14 protein-coding genes are annotated in these 17,605 nt (G+C 57.7%); 7 read left to right on the forward strand and 7 right to left on the reverse strand.

From position 1 onward, the window contains the following. Together nadD and ACIOU6_RS07070 are read right to left on the reverse strand one after the other, a co-directional pair. Window positions 1–540 (reverse strand): nicotinate-nucleotide adenylyltransferase (gene nadD / locus ACIOU6_RS07065; RefSeq protein ID WP_401135037.1); only part of this gene is annotated, 540 nt, incomplete at its 3' end. 25 nt (window positions 541–565) lie between these two features. Beyond that, window positions 566–1,837 carry a glutamate-5-semialdehyde dehydrogenase gene (locus ACIOU6_RS07070; protein ID WP_401134949.1) on the reverse strand — a complete coding sequence of 424 codons (1,272 nt, stop codon included), beginning with the start codon at window positions 1,835–1,837 and terminating at the stop codon, window positions 566–568. A gap of 177 nt (window positions 1,838–2,014) precedes the next feature. On the opposite strand from ACIOU6_RS07070, the gene ACIOU6_RS07075 reads away from it, so the two are divergent. From ACIOU6_RS07075 to ACIOU6_RS07100, 6 genes are all read left to right on the forward strand, one after another. Next, window positions 2,015–2,713: a DNA-3-methyladenine glycosylase gene (locus tag ACIOU6_RS07075; RefSeq protein WP_221730192.1), complete on the forward strand. Its 699-nt coding sequence runs from the start codon at window positions 2,015–2,017 to the stop codon at window positions 2,711–2,713. Window positions 2,714–2,794: 81 nt separating this feature from the next. After that, window positions 2,795–4,111 carry a bifunctional DedA family/phosphatase PAP2 family protein gene (locus ACIOU6_RS07080; protein WP_401134952.1) on the forward strand — a complete coding sequence of 439 codons (1,317 nt, stop codon included), beginning with the start codon at window positions 2,795–2,797 and terminating at the stop codon, window positions 4,109–4,111. A 679-nt stretch (window positions 4,112–4,790) separates the two neighbouring features. Continuing rightward, on the forward strand, window positions 4,791–6,485 hold the full coding sequence (locus ACIOU6_RS07085) for a hypothetical protein (protein ID WP_401134955.1): 1,695 nt from the start codon (window positions 4,791–4,793) through the stop codon (window positions 6,483–6,485). 80 nt (window positions 6,486–6,565) lie between these two features. Next, on the forward strand, window positions 6,566–10,063 hold the full coding sequence (locus tag ACIOU6_RS07090) for a calcium-binding protein (RefSeq protein WP_401134957.1): 3,498 nt from the start codon (window positions 6,566–6,568) through the stop codon (window positions 10,061–10,063). A 108-nt stretch (window positions 10,064–10,171) separates the two neighbouring features. Next, on the forward strand, window positions 10,172–12,136 hold the full coding sequence (locus ACIOU6_RS07095; RefSeq protein WP_401134960.1) for a hypothetical protein: 1,965 nt from the start codon (window positions 10,172–10,174) through the stop codon (window positions 12,134–12,136). Window positions 12,137–12,267: 131 nt separating this feature from the next. Continuing rightward, window positions 12,268–14,217, forward strand: coding sequence for a hypothetical protein (locus tag ACIOU6_RS07100; protein ID WP_401134962.1), 1,950 nt, complete (start codon window positions 12,268–12,270; stop codon window positions 14,215–14,217). A 66-nt stretch (window positions 14,218–14,283) separates the two neighbouring features. On the opposite strand, the gene ACIOU6_RS07105 is transcribed toward ACIOU6_RS07100, so the two are convergent. The 5 genes from ACIOU6_RS07105 to ACIOU6_RS07125 all read right to left on the reverse strand — a co-directional run bounded on the left by ACIOU6_RS07105 (window position 14,284) and on the right by ACIOU6_RS07125 (window position 16,953). Then, the gene (locus ACIOU6_RS07105; protein ID WP_401134964.1) at window positions 14,284–14,862 is read right to left on the reverse strand and encodes a hypothetical protein; all 579 of its coding nucleotides are present in this window, start codon (window positions 14,860–14,862) and stop codon (window positions 14,284–14,286) included. Window positions 14,863–14,928: 66 nt separating this feature from the next. Beyond that, a complete protein-coding gene (locus ACIOU6_RS07110; protein ID WP_401134966.1) occupies window positions 14,929–15,183 on the reverse strand; it encodes a hypothetical protein in 255 nt (84 codons plus the stop codon). A 90-nt stretch (window positions 15,184–15,273) separates the two neighbouring features. Further along, window positions 15,274–15,864 carry an LON peptidase substrate-binding domain-containing protein gene (locus ACIOU6_RS07115; protein WP_221730199.1) on the reverse strand — a complete coding sequence of 197 codons (591 nt, stop codon included), beginning with the start codon at window positions 15,862–15,864 and terminating at the stop codon, window positions 15,274–15,276. Window positions 15,865–15,874: 10 nt separating this feature from the next. Next, window positions 15,875–16,591 carry an LrgB family protein gene (locus ACIOU6_RS07120; RefSeq protein ID WP_221730200.1) on the reverse strand — a complete coding sequence of 239 codons (717 nt, stop codon included), beginning with the start codon at window positions 16,589–16,591 and terminating at the stop codon, window positions 15,875–15,877. Next, complete coding sequence (locus ACIOU6_RS07125) at window positions 16,591–16,953, reverse strand: CidA/LrgA family protein (protein ID WP_221730201.1); 363 nt, start codon at window positions 16,951–16,953, stop codon at window positions 16,591–16,593. Before ACIOU6_RS07125 ends, ACIOU6_RS07120 begins: the two co-directional genes overlap by 1 nt. Window positions 16,954–17,146: 193 nt before the next feature. On the opposite strand from ACIOU6_RS07125, the gene ACIOU6_RS07130 reads away from it, so the two are divergent. After that, window positions 17,147–17,602: a MaoC family dehydratase gene (locus ACIOU6_RS07130; RefSeq protein ID WP_401134971.1), complete on the forward strand. Its 456-nt coding sequence runs from the start codon at window positions 17,147–17,149 to the stop codon at window positions 17,600–17,602. Window positions 17,603–17,605 lie beyond the last annotated feature (3 nt).

A 17,605-nucleotide genomic window follows, 5' to 3' on the forward strand; every position in this document is an offset into this window, starting at 1 on the left:
TCTCTGCAATACGAATTCACTCTGTCCGCTGTGCCCTTTCTGTGCCAGCGGGTCGCTCACCGAACGCGCTGCCAGCAGGTTGCGCAAGGCATCCGGCGGTTCGCTGTCGGCGTCCGGGCGCTGTAGCACCAGGATGTGGCAATGCTGGAGCAACTCTTCCCAGCGATGCCAAGTGGGCAGGCCGCAAAATGCGTCCCAGCCCAAAAGCAGAAAAACCTGGGTCTCGGCGGCCATTTCGGCACGCATCAACTCCAGGGTATCAATGGTGTAGGACGGTTTGTCCCGCTGCAATTCGCGGGCGTCCACCACCAGCGGCGGCACTCCGGCCACCGCGCACTCGACCATCGCCAAGCGATCCTGCGCCGACACCTGCGGTGTATCGCGATGCGGCGGCCGCGCGCTCGGCGTCAGACGCAACTCATCCAGCGCCAGCGCTTCGGCCACTTCCAGCCCGCCGCGCAAATGGCCAATGTGCACCGGATCGAAGGTGCCGCCCAATATGCCAATGCGCAGTGGGCGGGGCTCGTTGCCCGATTGCATCGCGGTCAGGTCGAGGTCGGCCAAGTCAGACCGTCGCCTGGCCGCGTAACTGGCCATCACCGACCACGATGTACTTCTCGCAGGTCAATCCCTCGAGGCCCACCGGGCCGCGGGCGTGCAGCTTATCAGTAGAAATGCCGATCTCGGCACCCAATCCGTATTCAAATCCATCGGCGAAGCAGGTCGGCGTGTTGATCATCACCGACGCCGAATCGACTTCAGCCACAAACCGCCGCGTGTCTGCAAGGTTTTCGCTGACGATCGAGTCGGTGTGATGGGAGCCGTAATGGTTGATGTGTTCAATGGCCTGATCAAGCCCGTCGACCACACGAATCGACAGGATCGGCGCCAGATACTCGGTGTTCCAGTCGTCGTCACTGGCCGGCACGGCGTCGATGATCGCCCGGGTGCGCTCGCAACCGCGCAGTTCGACGCCTTTTTCGCGGAACTGGGCAGCCATCGATGGCAGAAAATCCTTGGCAACGGTTTGATCGACCAGCAAGGTCTCCATCGCGCCGCAGATGCCATACCGATAGGTCTTGGCGTTGAAGGCGATGCGCTGGGCTTTGGCCAGGTCGGCGTGTTCGCTGACATAGACGTGGCAGATGCCGTCCAGATGCTTGATCACCGGCACGCGTGCATCGCGGCTGATGCGCTCGATCAGACCACGGCCGCCGCGCGGCACGATCACGTCGACGTACTCGGGCATGGTGATCATCGCGCCAACGGCAGCGCGGTCAGTGGTTTCGACCACTTGCACCACGCCAGCAGGCAATTGCGCCTCGGCCAGACCGCGCTGGATGCACGCGGCAATCGCACGGTTGGAATGAATCGCTTCGGAGCCGCCGCGCAGGATGGTCGCATTGCCGGACTTCAGGCACAGGCTGGCGGCGTCGATGGTCACGTTGGGACGGGATTCGTAGATGATCCCGATCACGCCCAGCGGCACGCGCATCTTGCCGACCTGAATGCCCGACGGGCGAAAGCTCATGTCACGGATGGCGCCGACCGGGTCTGGCAGCGCAGCAACCTGACGCAGGCCGACGATCATGCCGTCAATGCGTGCTGGGGTGAGTTCCAGGCGCTCCAGCAATGCGGGCTCCAGACCATTGGCGCGACCGGCAGCCAGATCCTGTTCGTTGGCTGCCGCCAGCTCGGCGCGTGCGGCGTCCAAAGCATTGGCAGCAGCCTGCAGGGCGCGGTTTTTCTGCGCGGTGCTGGCACGGCCGATGACCCGGGAAGCTTCGCGGGCGGCGCGACCCAATCGGGTCATGTAGTCAAGAACGGACTCAGTCATGGTCTGCTGGGGTCTTGGCGAAGAGGAAAGCGGCAGATTATAGCTGTCGCGTCCCGGGACTAACAGCGGTGACGGGCGGATGGTCGAAATGAACAGTGATTGGCCGATGTTCAGGCGTAATTAAGCCTTGGATTGTTATCATCACGACCCCCTCTGCCTGGATAAATATCGCCTGTCATGCCCAACCAGACCGCTCGTACCCGCGCCGAACACCTGCCGCAGGGACTCCCGGACGCTTTTTTCGACCGCGATGCCCAAGTACTGGCCAAGGATCTGCTCGGCAAAGTCATCCGCCATCGCGTTGGTGATTTGTGGCTGAGCGCGCGCATCATTGAAACCGAAGCGTATTACTGCGCGGAAAAAGGCAGTCATGCATCGCTCGGCTACACAGAAAAGCGTAAGGCTTTGTTTCTGGATGGCGGGCACATTTATATGTATTACGCACGCGGGGGCGATTCGCTGAACTTCAGCGCGCAAGGGCCGGGCAATGCGGTATTGATCAAATCGGCCTATCCGTGGGTCGATGAAATCAGTGGCCCGGCGAGTCTGGCGCAGATGCTGCTGAACAACCCTGATGCTCAGGGTCATGCGCGACCGTCGCAAAAGCTCTGCGCCGGACAGACGTTGCTGTGCAAAGCGCTGGGATTGAAGGTGCCGGTGTGGGACGCCAAGCGTTTCGATCATCAGGTGCTGCTGGTGGAGGACACGGGGCCTGCGCCCTCGCACGTTATTCAAACCACGAGATTGGGCATTCCCCATGGCCGTGACGAACACCTGATGTACCGCTTCGTCGACGCGACGTATGCGCAATGGTGTACGCGCAACCCGCTGCGACGGGGTCAGGTCGAAGGCCGGGATTATTTTGTATTGCCCTGAACACGCTCCCGCATTGAGCGGTGCGCAGTTGAAGGTTGAGCGCCCCATGGGCTATTTGAAGATTTGATGGAGTTTGTCTGTATGGGCCCATGGCTCGATAGCGTGACCGGTTGGCTGGCGGCCAATCCACAGTGGCTGGCCGCAGCGGTGTTCATTGTTGCCTTTGCCGAATGCCTGGCAATTGTCGGGCTGATCGTGCCCGGCACGGTGTTGCTGTTTGCCGTGACCGTTCTGGCCGGCAGCGGCGCGCTGTCGTTGAGCGAAACCTTGTTGCTGGGTTTCCTCGGCGGGATATCAGGTGATCTGGTCTCGTACTTCCTCGGCCGACACTTCCATCAGAACATCCGGCGACTGCCCGGGTTGCGCCATCACCCGGAATGGATGGCCGGCGCCGAAACCTATTTTCAGCGCTACGGTATCGCCAGCCTGCTGGTCGGACGTTTCATCGGCCCGTTGCGGCCCATGCTGCCGATGGTTGCCGGGATGTGCGACATGCCCTTCCCGCGCTTCGCCGCCGTCAGCCTTCTGGCCGCCGCCGGCTGGAGTCTGGCCTACCTGCTGCCAGGTTGGGCCACCGGAGCAGCGATCCGCCTGCCATTGCCCGAAGGCTTCTGGCTTGAGGCCGGGATAGTCGCCGGCTGTATCGCAGCCATGGTCGGCCTCAGTGTAAACAGCAGCCTGCGCCGCCATCGCCGCGCAACGGTCTGGGTCAGCAGCATGAACCTGATGATTCTGATCGGCCTGTTCATCGGCTATCCGCACCTGACAGCCCTCGACCAGGGCGTGATGACGCTGGTACAGGAACATCGTCAACCCGTGCTGGATGAAGTCGCGGTCACGCTCACTCTGATCGGCGAGTTCCGCAATATGCTGATGTTCAGCATCCTGCTGACCGTCCTGCTGTTGCTTTGTCGGCAGTGGCGTCAGGCGATTTTTGTCGGCAGCACCCTTCTCTGCACCGCGCTGGCCAACACCGCGACCAAACAGTTTTTCGCCCGGGTACGCCCGGACGTGCTGACCGACCCACTCACCAGTTACAGCATGCCCAGCGGCCACGCCTCGGGTTCGTTTGCCTTGTTCCTGGCCCTGGCCGTCCTCGCCGGACGCGGGCAGCCGTCACGCATGCGCCTGACGTGGCTGATGATCGGTTGCATTCCGGCCTCGGCAATTGCTCTGTCGCGCGTCTATCTGGGAGCGCACTGGCCGACGGATATTCTCGCCGGCGCCATGCTGGCCGCTGGCGTGTGTGCGGCGAGTCTGTGGCTGAGCCAGCGCAAATTACCGCTCAATGCAATGCCGGTCAAAGTCTGGTGGCTGATTCTGCCGGCCATGGTGACACTGTTCGGTTTTTTCGTACTGCGTCATTTGCCACATACCCTGTTGCGCTACGCCTACTAATAAATCGATTTACAACTATCACGCCCTCCACACTGCTCTTCAAGGAAACTTCCGACGAGAGCAGTGTTATCCCCCTACTCCAACTTACCGACGCCAAGTGAATATTCTTAATTCACAGCGCAATAACAGCGTCACACTTATAACCCAACAATCAAAGTTACATATTTTGCTTGCGAACAAGGCAATGGCGCCTTTCATATCTCTGGAATTCAGTTAAATTCGACTCAACAACTTATTCAGCACAAACCCCCGTTTATCTTTTAAATAAATAAAAACAATCAAATACTTTCATATATTTAGCACTGAGTAATTCATGAGTCCGAAGTTACCTCGAAAACCCCCAAAATCAAACGTGGAAACGCCAGATTCAATGACGCCACCATCACGACGCCCCGACGTAGCGTTCGATCCTTTTGTACCCCATAGAGCCGGGTTCACTGATTCAACGAATTCATCTATAGAACCGGTCACAAGCACCGATCTTGCCCGGCAACCTGCTGTTGAAGTCATTCCCGCGCCGCGGCAAGGCTTTGCGCCCCGCACAAACGACGGTTCCGTGGGTGATTATTGGCTCTCAGAGAATTTTCTGCGCGGCATGAAACCCGCAGATGCAGAAGGTTTTCGCTGGGTCGTCGGGCGCAGGTTTGTCGACGTGGAATACGAGGGAACGTTGCAAACCATGCATGCCGCCCTTGACGAGTCTGGCAACTATCGCGGCAAGTTTCTGACAGAGCGAACACCGTCGGGTCCAATCCTCTATAAAAACGACGGACACCCCACCTGGCGCCTGACGCAACAGGTCAGCGAAAGTCCCGTGGTCAGCCATGAGCGTCAGACGGAAAACATCGCCTTGCCCAAAAGGCCCGCGCCGCCAACCAGCGACCTGCCAGATCTGACTTCCACCGCCAAGAGACCTCGCCCACTCGACACACCGACATACATTGATCAAAGCCGTTACTCGCCAACAGGCCGCTCTCCGGATTCGCAGGGTTATTACGAACTCAGGCCCGTCTTCGGTTCGAAGGACACCAACATGCTTTTTGCATTCAGGGATCAGTTCGCCAATTGGGTTCAGGTCGAACCGCCCGCCAACGGTTTCGGCTCACAACCCACTCACTTGAAGCAGTGGACCGATCACCAGCTATGGGAGGTCTACGGGATTCAAGGTCAGGACATCGCGCGTTTCAGGGCCCAAGCCCAGTCCAGTGGAAGACCTGCGCAATGGGCCGAGCCTCGCCCTACCCATAACCCGGTGACAGACTTACTGCGCAACTCCCTGCGCTGGATGCTGGCGGACTCAAGCCTCACGCAACGCGAGACGTTCCTGCAATCGTTCAACCTGCTGCCGAGCCAACTGATCCGTTTGCAGCGACACCTGCAGACCGAGCTGACAATGCCCCAATGGGCGCTGGCGCACAAACGCCTGACCGAAGACATCGACAATCCCCACCGACTCGATCTGCTGAGCCGCGATGCCGTCGAGGAGTTGAATCTCAAACGCAACGCACGTCACGACTGGTACAACCCCGAAACCAGCATGACATTCGAACTGCGTGAAGCACTCTTGAGCAAACTGGGTTATCTGCGCAACAAGTACAACTGCCTGTACCGGACCGACATTCCAGCGCTCTTTCGAGGCGACGAGCGTACGCCGTTCGAACTCGCCAATGACGACACCATGCTGCCTCGTTACCACCACGAACCCGGCGCTACCACTCACAAGCCGATGAGCGCGACCTTCAGCCTGAAAGAAGGCCAGATGTACGCCAGCGCGCCCGATCCCGAGTACTTGCAGTTCAACAGCCAGACCAACAAGTACCCGGGACGGGACGCCGACGCCAGCGACTCGGACAGTAATGCCAGTGACGCCAGCGACATAGAAAACGCCGACTCGTCAGACTGGTCCGAGGCCGAGAGCCCGATCGCCTGGGATTACGACCGCGATTACGAGCCCATCCGAACGCGGCAAAAGGAAATGTTTCTGTATGCCCTGGACACCCGCAACCTGGAAGTCGTCCCGCATGAAGAAAATTACCTGTTCAACTCCGCGGCGCGCCAGACGCCTCCGACCTGGTTTCCTTCCGACGATTTCGAGGGTTTGATTTCGGTCACCAGAAGCGGGCTTGAGGCGGACCGTATCTGGCTGTTGAACTCGACACTGACCAAGGGCGCCAAGGTCGAGGACATCACGCTACAAGCAGGCGCACGTGCCGAGCGCATCGAAGCTGCCACCCATGCGGGTCACCGCAATTACCCGGAATATGACCAACTGATCGACAAGGTCGAGGCGGCTGGCCTGCCGATACTCCGCCTGTCGGGCAACAAAAACGAGTTCGGTCATGACATCACCTGGCCCGGAGTCACGGGCACCTGAGGAATCATCAGTCACTCAAGTTCAGCGGCACACCGGTACGGAAACCGGACGTCATCGGTTCATCATTAAAGGATTAATACGTGTCAAAAATCATTGCTCCACCCCTGCACATTTCAAATGTCCAACCCATTGAGGTAACGCCCATTGATGCCTCGGCCAACCTCCATGCGCCACCGGCCGGCCGGGTGGACAGCGCAGCAACACTGGCAGTAACCGCACCGATACCCGACGCCGACGCGCCCTATCGACGCACACTCAAGTCCCTCGACAAACACTTCGGCCCACTGCGCATTGGTGAAGTGCTGACCAGTCGCGTCGAGCTCCAGGCCTTGGGTGCGATGGTCAATGGCCAGCCCATCAGCCCCGCCAACGCCGGGATGCAGGTAGCTGATCAAACCTTTCTGGACGGACTCAACTTCCACTCGGCGTCCGTCGAGAGCCGATTGAAGTCAGTCGATATTCCAGACAGCGGCGTGGTGGCGATGCTTTTCTATGAAATTGCCTGCAAGCGCTCGCCCGATGCCATGCCGCTGTTCGTCAGCGATACACCGCTGGCCTCCGGCAGTGCGATGGCGCAGCTCAATCAGCTGGGCCAGGCCGCGCAGAATCTGGATATTCACCGGGCCGATTCGTTTGACAACGCTCCTGGCTGGGTCAACGGGAGGGCAAGCTACCTGATGAATGGCTTCGGCGTGGGCCTGCAAGCATTCGGCATCTACAGCGGATTCATGGGGGTAATGGACGGAATCAAGAAAGGTGACGCAGGGGAAGCGATATTCCAGGGCGCGTCGATCGCCGCCGAGTTCGGCTCACTGATCATCGAACAGGGGTTTAACAAGGGTGGCGAAGCGATGCTCAGGCACGGCTCGACCACCTTCAAGCTTTTTCCTGGCACCTCGGCAGGCAAATACCTGAGTCGAGGTGCCGGACTGTTTGCCAGTGCGATCACCCTGCCCTTCGACATCATCAATGCCGTCAATTCCTTCAATGCGGCGGCGCAAGCAAAAGGCAAGGAAGCGCAGGATCATTACGTCAACGCGGGTGTGAGTGTAGCGGGCGCAGGTATCAGCCTGGTGCTGGGCGTGGCGGCGATCGCGGGGTTCGGCAGTACCGCCGGACCTGTCGGCCTCGTTGCCGCTGCGGTGCTTATATTCGGCTCGATGATTTACTCGGCGGCCCGAGTCGTGGACGACATCGATGACTACATCGAACTGAGCACCCGCGAACGCTTGCGCTCCGGCTGGTTCGCTTTTACCGGCAAGGATCTGGACAAGGAAGTCATGGATCGCTTCAAGCTCTCCAAAGGCTATCGTGACCATCAGGAACAGCTGGAGATGTCAGCCAAAGAGTTGCTCGACGGCGCCTACAAAAACGCCATCGAACACATTGTCGACGGCGCTTTCAAGGCTGAATTGAAGACAGTGGAACTCTGGCGCTATCAGTGGGACGAAAGCGCCGGCGAAAAACCGTTCAAACTCGACAGTCAGGCCGTCATCGTTGGTGCAGACGACGTGATTGATGCGGGCAACGGTCTGCCCGAGGATCTGAAAGGCAAAGTCAGCGGGACTGCTGGCGATGACAAAGGGGTTTTCTGGCGCCTGGGCGACGGCAATGACCGGGTCATCGGCGTCAAGGCCAAACCCAACCTGTTTGCCTATCGCGAGGGTCACAAGGCGCTGACCGGGGGCGACAAGAATGACGCGTTTTACCAGGAGGTCACCGAACAGGAACTTGATCGTCTGACCAAACCGGCTCATCTCAGCGTGCTGGATGGCGGCGCAGGCTCTGACACCCTGGCCTTCGAAGGCAGCCGTCCGCTCAGTGATACCCGCCACGTCGGCCACGACATCGACCTGCAAAGCGGCCAGGTGAAATTGCGCAGACTCGACGCGGCTGGCGATGCCGTCGAAGTCGCGCATCTCACCTCGATCGAGAACATCTCGACCTTGCGCAAAGGCACAAGCCACGTCACCGGAAACAACGACGCCAATCGAGTGGCGGCCAACGGTTACGACCGCATCAGCACGGGCGGCGGAAACGACAGAATCGACATCTTTGGCCCCGATTGTCATGTCGATGGCGGCAGCGGCACCGACCACTATTACATCGCCGACACCAACGCACGAACGACAATTGTCGAGGACGGCGAACAATCGAGCGTCATCGAATTCGGCTGGCCGAGAGAAATCATTCAGCGCTGGGAGATCGTCGGTACCTCGCTGATCGTCAGCTCGTTGCGCGACAGGGATGGGCGCGATCCCGAGCACGTACTGACCATCAAAGACATCTACGAATCGATCGACGGACAGCGCCAGTTGAAAAATGGACGGTGGCTGTTCAGAACCCAGGACGGGTATGAACTGTTGCCGCTCCTGCCCCAGCAATTAGGTGAGTCGTTGAGCCAAGCGATTGAAGTCGCGCAGACCGTCAAGGGCCGACCCGCTCCCGCTGCCGACATTGTCAATCACGGTACCGTACTGATCACGGAGCAGGGTTCAAAACGGCATTTTGTGTCACGCGCAGACGGCAGGGTCGAATTTCTAGCCACGCGTCACACGCCGCTAACCTCCCGAGAGATTTATCTCGACTTCAAGGATTCGGAAATTGTCAAAGTGGTCGTCAGTTATGACGTCGAAACGCTTAAAGGCGTATCGGGCAACACCCACTTGATCTACAAGGACATCAACCTCTCGATTTTGCTGCCATCAAAAGTGGTGGTGTTCAAAGGGATTATTCAGCCGATTACCGCCGCCACCGGCTACGGCGGCAGAAACAGCCTGAAAGTCACGACACCGCGCCTGATGCAAGACATTGCCGTGATCCTGCAGGACCAAGTGTCGTATCGACTTCAAGTTCCCTCACTGAACTACGAAGATGATGCCAAAAATCCCGGCAACAGGATTTACGCCACCCGTAGTTGCCTCAAGCGCCGCAATGGCAACTATCTGTGTATCCAGCCACGACTCGCAAAGGCCATTGCGCTGCCCCCGGCCCCCAGAAAGATTGTCATCGAACCCCGGCCCCACACCGGCATCTATCTGCTGGAAGGCCAGAGCTCAATTTACGATGTCTACCTGGCCAGCAACTCGATCATTCGCCTGTCCACCCCGCAAGCAGCGGCTGGAACTGCCGACGCCTCGACCTGGACTCTCTACAGCGAAACATTGACGGAAACGGTCACACGCGACGATATACGACTGGACTCCAACCGCTTGCGCGTCGGCAGTTGCGTCATCGAACTGCCAGGCATCGAGGGCAATATTGCGGTGGAGTCGATCAGCGTAGCGACCTCATCCGGCAATATTTATGAAGTGTCACTTCTGTTTGAAGTCATCCAGCTCTACGTTATCGACGCCCGACACTATTCCAGTATTGAAGCGCTGCAAGCCGATATCCGTGCGCATCAACAGCGCAGCGAACTGGCCGTAAAAGTTTACATAACAAATATCGGTTTAAAGACGGGAACCATCGGCACTGTGTATTACAGCTCGTTGAGGAACTACTGGGGTGTCGATACTGACCCACATGAGCCCATCAAACCCGAAGAGCTGACAATCGCGCCGGTCAGCCAGGCCTGAGCGCTCTCTTCTCAAATTTAAGGGCGCGCCGGTATGGATCTGATGGCCATGCCGGCCAACCCGATTCAGCCAATGGATGGCTGATTCACTGACATGGAGTCAAACCTTATGCGCAATAAACCCAAAGCCCCTCAACGCTCCCCAGCGGTTGATACAGCCCAACCGCCGCTCTCCCGCCCGAGTTCGCCCGAGGCCGGGGGGGACTATCTGGATTTCGGGCTACCTCCCCGTGTCAGGCCCCACGGATCGGTCGATTGGAACGTGTCGTCAGACGTGAGAACCGGCAATCCCACGCCTGAGACTTCGCAAACACAAGCCCGCCTGTCGGTGACGCAGAGGGATGATCTTGCCCCGACGCAACCCAAGATCAGCCAATCTCCGCTGCAGGACTATGTCCAGCGCCCGCCGGCCAATCTCGCCGTCGATCACGATGCAGCTGGCCTGAGACTCTTCAAGGGCAGGTCTTTTGCCGACGTTGTCGGCGATAACGCGCAAAGCGACATCAAGACCGTGATGGTAGGGTTCGATGACAAAATGAAAGCCTACCGGGCCCAGCTGCCCAGTGAGCGAACCCCCTCCGGACCACCGCTTTATCGCATCGTCGAGAGCAATACCTGGAGCTTGCAAAAGCCGATTGATTACTACGACACCGAAAGGCTCGCGTTCTCCCATCTACCGGACGCCCAAGGCTATTACGCCGTTTCCTTTCGCGATTTTTTTGACCGGAACAAAATGCACGATGGTTACGGGTTCGCCCTTCGCGATGAGCATGACAATTGGTTCAAGGTCGATCCGCTCGAAGCTCGGGGAGAGGCGTCCATTCCCTTGAAATTTGAACACTTGACCGATGGCGACATCTGGAACATGTATCGCCTGCGAGGGGCAGAAACACTGGTCTTTCGGGACGAAGCGCAAGCCAGCGGCAAAGTGCCTGACTGGGTCCGACGCGTCCAGGAGCCAGACACGTTCAAATACGTGACAGGTTCATTGCGATTGCTCTATCCGCAAAAGTCCGCCATAGAATGCGAGCGACTGCTCAGAAGCTACAACCTGAGCGTCACTCAGCAGGTTCGTCTGAGGAAGGATCTGGACATCGGCCCGATCCCCGAATGGGCAGAACAGCACAAGCGACTGACCAACAGCGATGATGATCGGCGATTCGAGCAGATCGCGCAGGAACTTGACCCCTACATTGTCAGATTGAGAACCGAAGGCGAGCTCCCTTCCCGCGATTTACCCGACGTCAGGCAGCGCTATGAAGCCGAATTCCTGAACGGGTATTTAAAGCGTGCAGGCTATAAACAAAACCTGCACGGCTTCCTATACCGAACCGACATCCCTGCAATGTTCCGGGCCGATCTGCGCACGCCTTTTGAACTGGCGCGGGACAAACGCCTGTTGAGATTGAGGGGCAACCCCTCCGACTCCACGACCCGATGGGCTTTTAGCGTGACATTCAGCCTGGCCGGTGTGTTGGACTACATGGGCTTTGGTTACTACTCCAACCCTCGAAATTACAACAGCCAGGCCAACCGGTATCCAGGACATATCAGTTCTGACAGCGATTCGCCGAGCGACCATCGATTTGAATCGGCAGGGGAATCTGATACGTCGTTTGAAATGGACCTCTCGCGTGACTATCGATTGCTGCGGCGCAAACAGACACTTGGCTTCCTTTATGTCATCGACACTCGCGGTATCGAGGTGGTGCCCGGAGCGGAAAACGTTTACCTGAACAACAAGGATTTTGAAGCGGATCACATGGAAGGCCGCCTATCAATGCCTACGCGGGGTATCAGCGCAGAGAGGATCTGGCTGGTGCACTCGAATCGGAACAAGGCAGCAAGGGTTGAAGATGTCTTCCGGCAGGCCGGTGATGACGCGAAGGCTATCGAGAAAGCCACGTGGGACGGAACCGACGGCAACTCAGTGTGGTATTCGGGCGAAACACCTTATGACCGCTTGATCAATCGGGTTGCCGATTCCGGCGGCGTGATCCTGCATTTGCCGAAAGGCGAATTCACGCTCTCCGGCGACGTTGTCTGGCCCGTTCCCGAGCACTCCAGGCCTTGACCGTATAGCGAACCAACACACATACGCGCCAGCCATCTCAGTTGTGACTGGCGCTGCTTTCGCGCAAAAGAACGCTACAAACCCGGCAGCCTATGGACAGGCAGCTTTATCCAAAAAAGGAGTTTTATTGCATGCGACCCAAACCGGGCTCACCCCCAAAATCAAAGATGGATACACCCGGCCCCTCGGCCCCCCGCCCAATCACACCTGGCAACAGGCCAAACGATCCGGATTTCCACCTGCCCGGTCGACTCAGCCCTGGCAGCTCGAACGAGTTCTCGGCCGCAGTGAGAGCCGACCGCCCGACCGCAGGGACCGCGCACCAAGGGATCACTGTCACCGTCACGCCGATGCCCGATGTCGTTGCGCCCCGGCCTGCTGTCACGACCTCTCCTCTGGAGCCCTACGTATTGAACGTCGGGAGCCATCTACCCGCGCCGGCTGCAGACGGACTGAGAACCTACAATGGCAGACAATTTGCGGACGTCAGCAGCGATGATCCAGACACCGGCATCCAGACGGTCATGGTGATGTACCACGCCCCCATGAAAGCCTATCGGGCAAAGTCGCTGAACAAACGTGATCTATGGGGCCCACCGCTTTACCGAATGGCCGACAGCAATGCCTGGAGTCTGAAAAAACCGAGTGAGTACTATGACCTCCGTCAGCACACCATTTCCCAGCTTCCAGATCACCAAGGCTACTATTCGGTTCGGCGCCACAGTGAGGCTGACCCCAATCTTTTTTATCCGGGAACCGGTTACGCCTTCAGGGATGAAAAACAAAGGTGGGTCAAGGTCGACCCGCTTGAAGCTCGGGGAGATCGTTCTGTAACCGTGAAACTTGAGCAATGGACCGACGGCGATATCTGGCGCATGTATCGCTTGCAGGGTGCAGAGGCGTGGGTGTTTCGTAATGAGGCGCAAGTCAGCGGCACGGCGCCTGACTGGGCCCGCCGCTTCAAGGGCGTGAAAGCGCACGACTATCTGGTTGATTCGCTAAGGTGGCTCCATCCACAAATGTCTGCCACTGAGCGTGCGCAATGGCTGCGCAGCTACAACTTGACCGTGGCACAGCAGATCCGCCTGCGTCAGGAGCTGGAAAGCGGACCGTTTCCCGAATGGGCGGAACAACACAAACGCTTGACTCAAAACAAGGATGACAACCAGCGGTTTAGCCTGATCGCACAAGAATTGGAGCCCTACCTTCTCAAGTTGAGAAATCATGGCTTCGAGTATGTGAAGGATCTACCTCCCGCACAGCAACGATATGAAGCCGAGTTTCTGAAAAACTACACAGACCATGCGGGGTATCAGCGCAATGTGCATCTCGCTTTGTATCGAACCGACATCCCCGCCATGTTCCGGGGCGACCACCGCACGCCTTTCGAGTTGGCACGGGATAAACGCATGGTCAGGCTCAAGGGCAATCCCTCTGGCGTCACCACAAAATGGGCTTTGAGTGCGACATTCAGTCTGGGCAAGGCCTTGTGGTACAAAACCGAGTTGGGTGGATACTCCCACCCCCTGCATTACAACTCCCAGGCCAATCGGTATCCGGGCAAGATTTCTGATGGCGATATCTCACCCGGTAGTCGCGATGGTTCGGATGCAGAATCTGACACCTCGTTTGAACTGGATTACTCCAAAGACTACCCACTGGTTCGGCGCCAGCAGACCCAAGGCTTCCTTTATGTCATCGATACCCGCGGCATCGAAGTCGTACCCGGCGCGGAAAACCGCTACCTGAACGATCTGGATTTTGAAGCCGATCCGACAGAGGGGCGCCTGTCGATGCCGACACGGGGCATCAGTGCGCAGAGGCTCTGGCTGGTGAACTCGCAACTGACCCGTGCAGCGTGCGTCGAGGATGTATTCAAATGTGCCGGCGGCAGTGTCAGCGCTATCGAGAAAGCAACCTGGAACGGAACGCTCACTTACAGCGAGCAAGGCACCACGGTTTATGACGCGCTGATAGACCGAGTAGGCGCCGATGGCGCGAAGGTACTGTTCTTGCCCAAAGGACGCGACACATTTGCAGGTGACATCACCTGGCCGACACCCGAGCATGAAAAACCATGAACTGAAGCCAACGGTTTGACCGAATGAATCGCGCCATACCTCTAATCGAGGCATGGCGCTTTTTTATCAGGTAACGGCAGAAAGTTTTTCAACAACTTTAATTACAAACACGGCAGAACTGTAATTAAAAGCATCATGCTTCGACGGATTGGGGTTTACATTCAGGAACGTGCTCATCCCCTTGACCACACGGTGATACAAAGGCCTGTTATTCGACTCACTGCCCAAACCAATATAGGCCGCCCCGGATTCGATATCGCTGAAAGTAGTGCTCGACGCCCCAAGCTTATTGATCGAAAAATAATCCGTTTTATCAGCAGTGCTGGCCAATAGATTATGTGTTTTGTTTTCGAAGGTTAATCTGGCGTTATCAAACTCGCCTCGCTGCACTACGTGGATCGCGTATCGGTCGTCCTGTGCAACAAACTTCAACAGTAAAGGCTCGTCGTGTTCGTGATCAGCAAGGGTGAGCAAACTGGCGACACGCGAATCTGCCAGGCTAACTTCGGCATCCAGTTGCTCGCGTTTGGTAAGACGCGGCCTGCGTAAACGTTGTTGGAGGCATTGTTGATTAAGTACTACCGGCAAACCGTCAAGGTAAAGGTTTGCAGTAAATGTGATGTCGGTGTTTATCGATACAGTCATAAAATTTCCATCCATGGACGCACTGGCGCCGTGATTATCACGGCGCCAGGCCATCTGAAAAAACAGTCAGGCGGTAGCCGCTGCCACTACGGCTTTCGCGGTTGCAGACATACGCGGAACTTCACTGACAGGAATCTTTTCAGATTTTCGCTTACGCCGCGCAACCACCATCAAATCTGCATAGACGGAGGCCGCTTCAATCACATTGGCAACATTATGATCAGCCCCTGCATGTTTCAAAATATACTTGCCAGCGATGTCATCCCAAAACGCCCACTCATCTTCATATACCGTCATGACGTCTTCCTTATTATTGTTCATGTCACCCGCTTCCTGCGGGGAACTTGAACTTAAAATAAAGACAAGTGCAAAACAATACTGGCAGGCATTGTGAGTTGATTCAAAGTACAACTAGGCGAACAGTGCTCCCTGTAATTCATCGAGCAACGCCTGGATAGCATCCAGACGTTGTTGTGGATCATCGAGTTGCAGCAGATCGATCTTGTCTTCCTCGGCGAACGGCAGCAGATAGGCCAGCTGATTGGCGAGCGACTGCTGACCCGGCGCATCAGTGCCCATGTTCAACGCCTCGACCATCGGGTGTTCGGCCAAAGCCTTGAGCAAGGCAACCAGGTCGGCGTCCTCGTCCTGCAACGGTTGCTCGGGATCGTCGTCCAGCCACTCGACGTCGGCGAGGATCAACTGATCGCGCTGCACGTCGGTGCGCAGCACATTGAAACGCCGTCCACCCTGTACACGAATGCCCAACAGCCCATTGTCCTGCTGCTGGAAATCGGTGATCCGCGCCTCGCACCCGACCAAGGCAAAACCTTGCGGCGCAACGCCGACTTCATGGCCGTCGAGGATGCACACCACGCCAAAGCCACCGCCCTGTTTCATGCAGCGACCGATCATGTCCAGGTAGCGCGCCTCGAAGATCTGCAAGTCGAGGTTGCAGCCAGGAAACAGCACTGTGTTCAGCGGGAAAAGCGGCAGACTCATAGACATTTCCTTACACCACCATCGACACCGCCAACGGCAGGAACACCGCCGTGGCCACGCCCATCAGACTCATCGCCAGCGCCGCGAAGGCGCCGCACTCATCACTTTCCTGCAACGCCACCGAAGTGCCGACCGCATGCGCGGTCATGCCCAGCGCCATGCCGCGCGCCTCGGGGCTGTGCACACCGAGCCGGGTCAACAACGCCGGGCCGAAGATTGCACCGATCACCCCGGTGATCAACACAAATACCGCCGCCAATGCGGCGACACCGCCGATCTGCTCGGCAACCAGCATGGCGATCGGCGAAGTCACCGACTTGGGTGCCATGGTCATCAGGATCATGTGATCGGCGCCGAACCACCAGCCCAGCAAAACGCCCATCCCCGTGGCAACCACCCCACCTATCACCAGCGTAGTAAAAATCGGCCAGAACAATTGGCGAATGCGTTTGAGGTTCAGATACAGCGGCACCGCCAGCGCCACGGTCGCCGGCCCCAGCAGAATGCTGAGGATCTCGGTGCTCTTGCGGTATTCGGCGTACGTCAGGCCACAGCCCACCAGCACACCGATCACCAACAGCATGGAGACCAGCACCGGTTGCAAAAAGATCCAGCGGGTTTTCTCGAACGCCGCCAGCACGAGTTGATAGGCACCGAGGGTGATGCCAATGCCGAACAGCGGATGGTGGATCACGGAATCCCAGGCACCTTGCCAGTCGAAAAGCATCAGGACTCCTCCGAGCGGTGCGTGTGACGCCTGACCATGCGCTGCATCAGCACCCCGGCGAAGGCCATCGACAGAATCAACGACACCACCAGTGCGCCGACAATCGCCCAGAAGTCGGCGGCAATCGCCGCGGCGTAAACCATCACGCCCACTGCCGGTGGCACCAGCAGCAACGGCAGATAACGCAGCAGGCTAGCGGCCGCGAGGTTCAGCGGTTCGTCGACCTCACCACGCATGATCAGGAACACCAGCAACAGCAGCAGGCCGATGATCGGCCCCGGCAACACCGGCAACAGCAAGTGATTGAGCGCCGTGCCGAGCAATTGAAACAGCACCAGCAGGGTCAGGCCACGTAGCAACATCCGACATCTCCGTCTTACTTTCCACCCAGCAGGGGCTCGGCATTATAAGCACGCCTGCGCTATGGATCGGCATTCGCCAAAAGCATGGTCAGTTGACCTGAGCAAATCGCCATGATGATCTACAGTGGTTCGCAGGGCGGTCAAATCCCCCACCTGAAAAACTATAAAACCGATGAACCCAAGGAGAGTCACAATGCCCTATGATCCCGTTGCAGAGCTCAAAGATTATGTCGGCAAGGAACTCGGACGTTCCGAATGGCTCACCATCGATAAGGAGCGCATCAACCTGTTCGCCGAAGCCACCGGGGATTATCAGTTCATTCACGTCGACCCGGTCAAAGCCGCGCAAACGCCATTTGGCAGCACCATTGCCCACGGTTTCCTGTCGTTGTCGCTGATCCCCAAATTGATGGAAGACATCCTCGTGCTGCCGCAAGGCGTGAAGATGGTGGTCAACTATGGCCTCGACAGCGTGCGTTTCATCCAGCCAGTGAAGGTCAATTCCAAAGTTCGCCTGAAGGTCGATCTGGGCGAAGTGACCGAGAAAAAACCCGGTCAATGGCTGCTCAAAGCCACCGCGACACTGGAGATAGAAGGCTCGGACAAACCGGCCTACATCGCCGAACCCCTGTCGCTCTGCTTCGTTTAAGCG

Origin of the sequence: Pseudomonas sp. NPDC087615, assembly GCF_044743445.1 — a bacterium.
GTDB lineage: Bacteria > Pseudomonadota > Gammaproteobacteria > Pseudomonadales > Pseudomonadaceae > Aquipseudomonas > Aquipseudomonas baetica_A.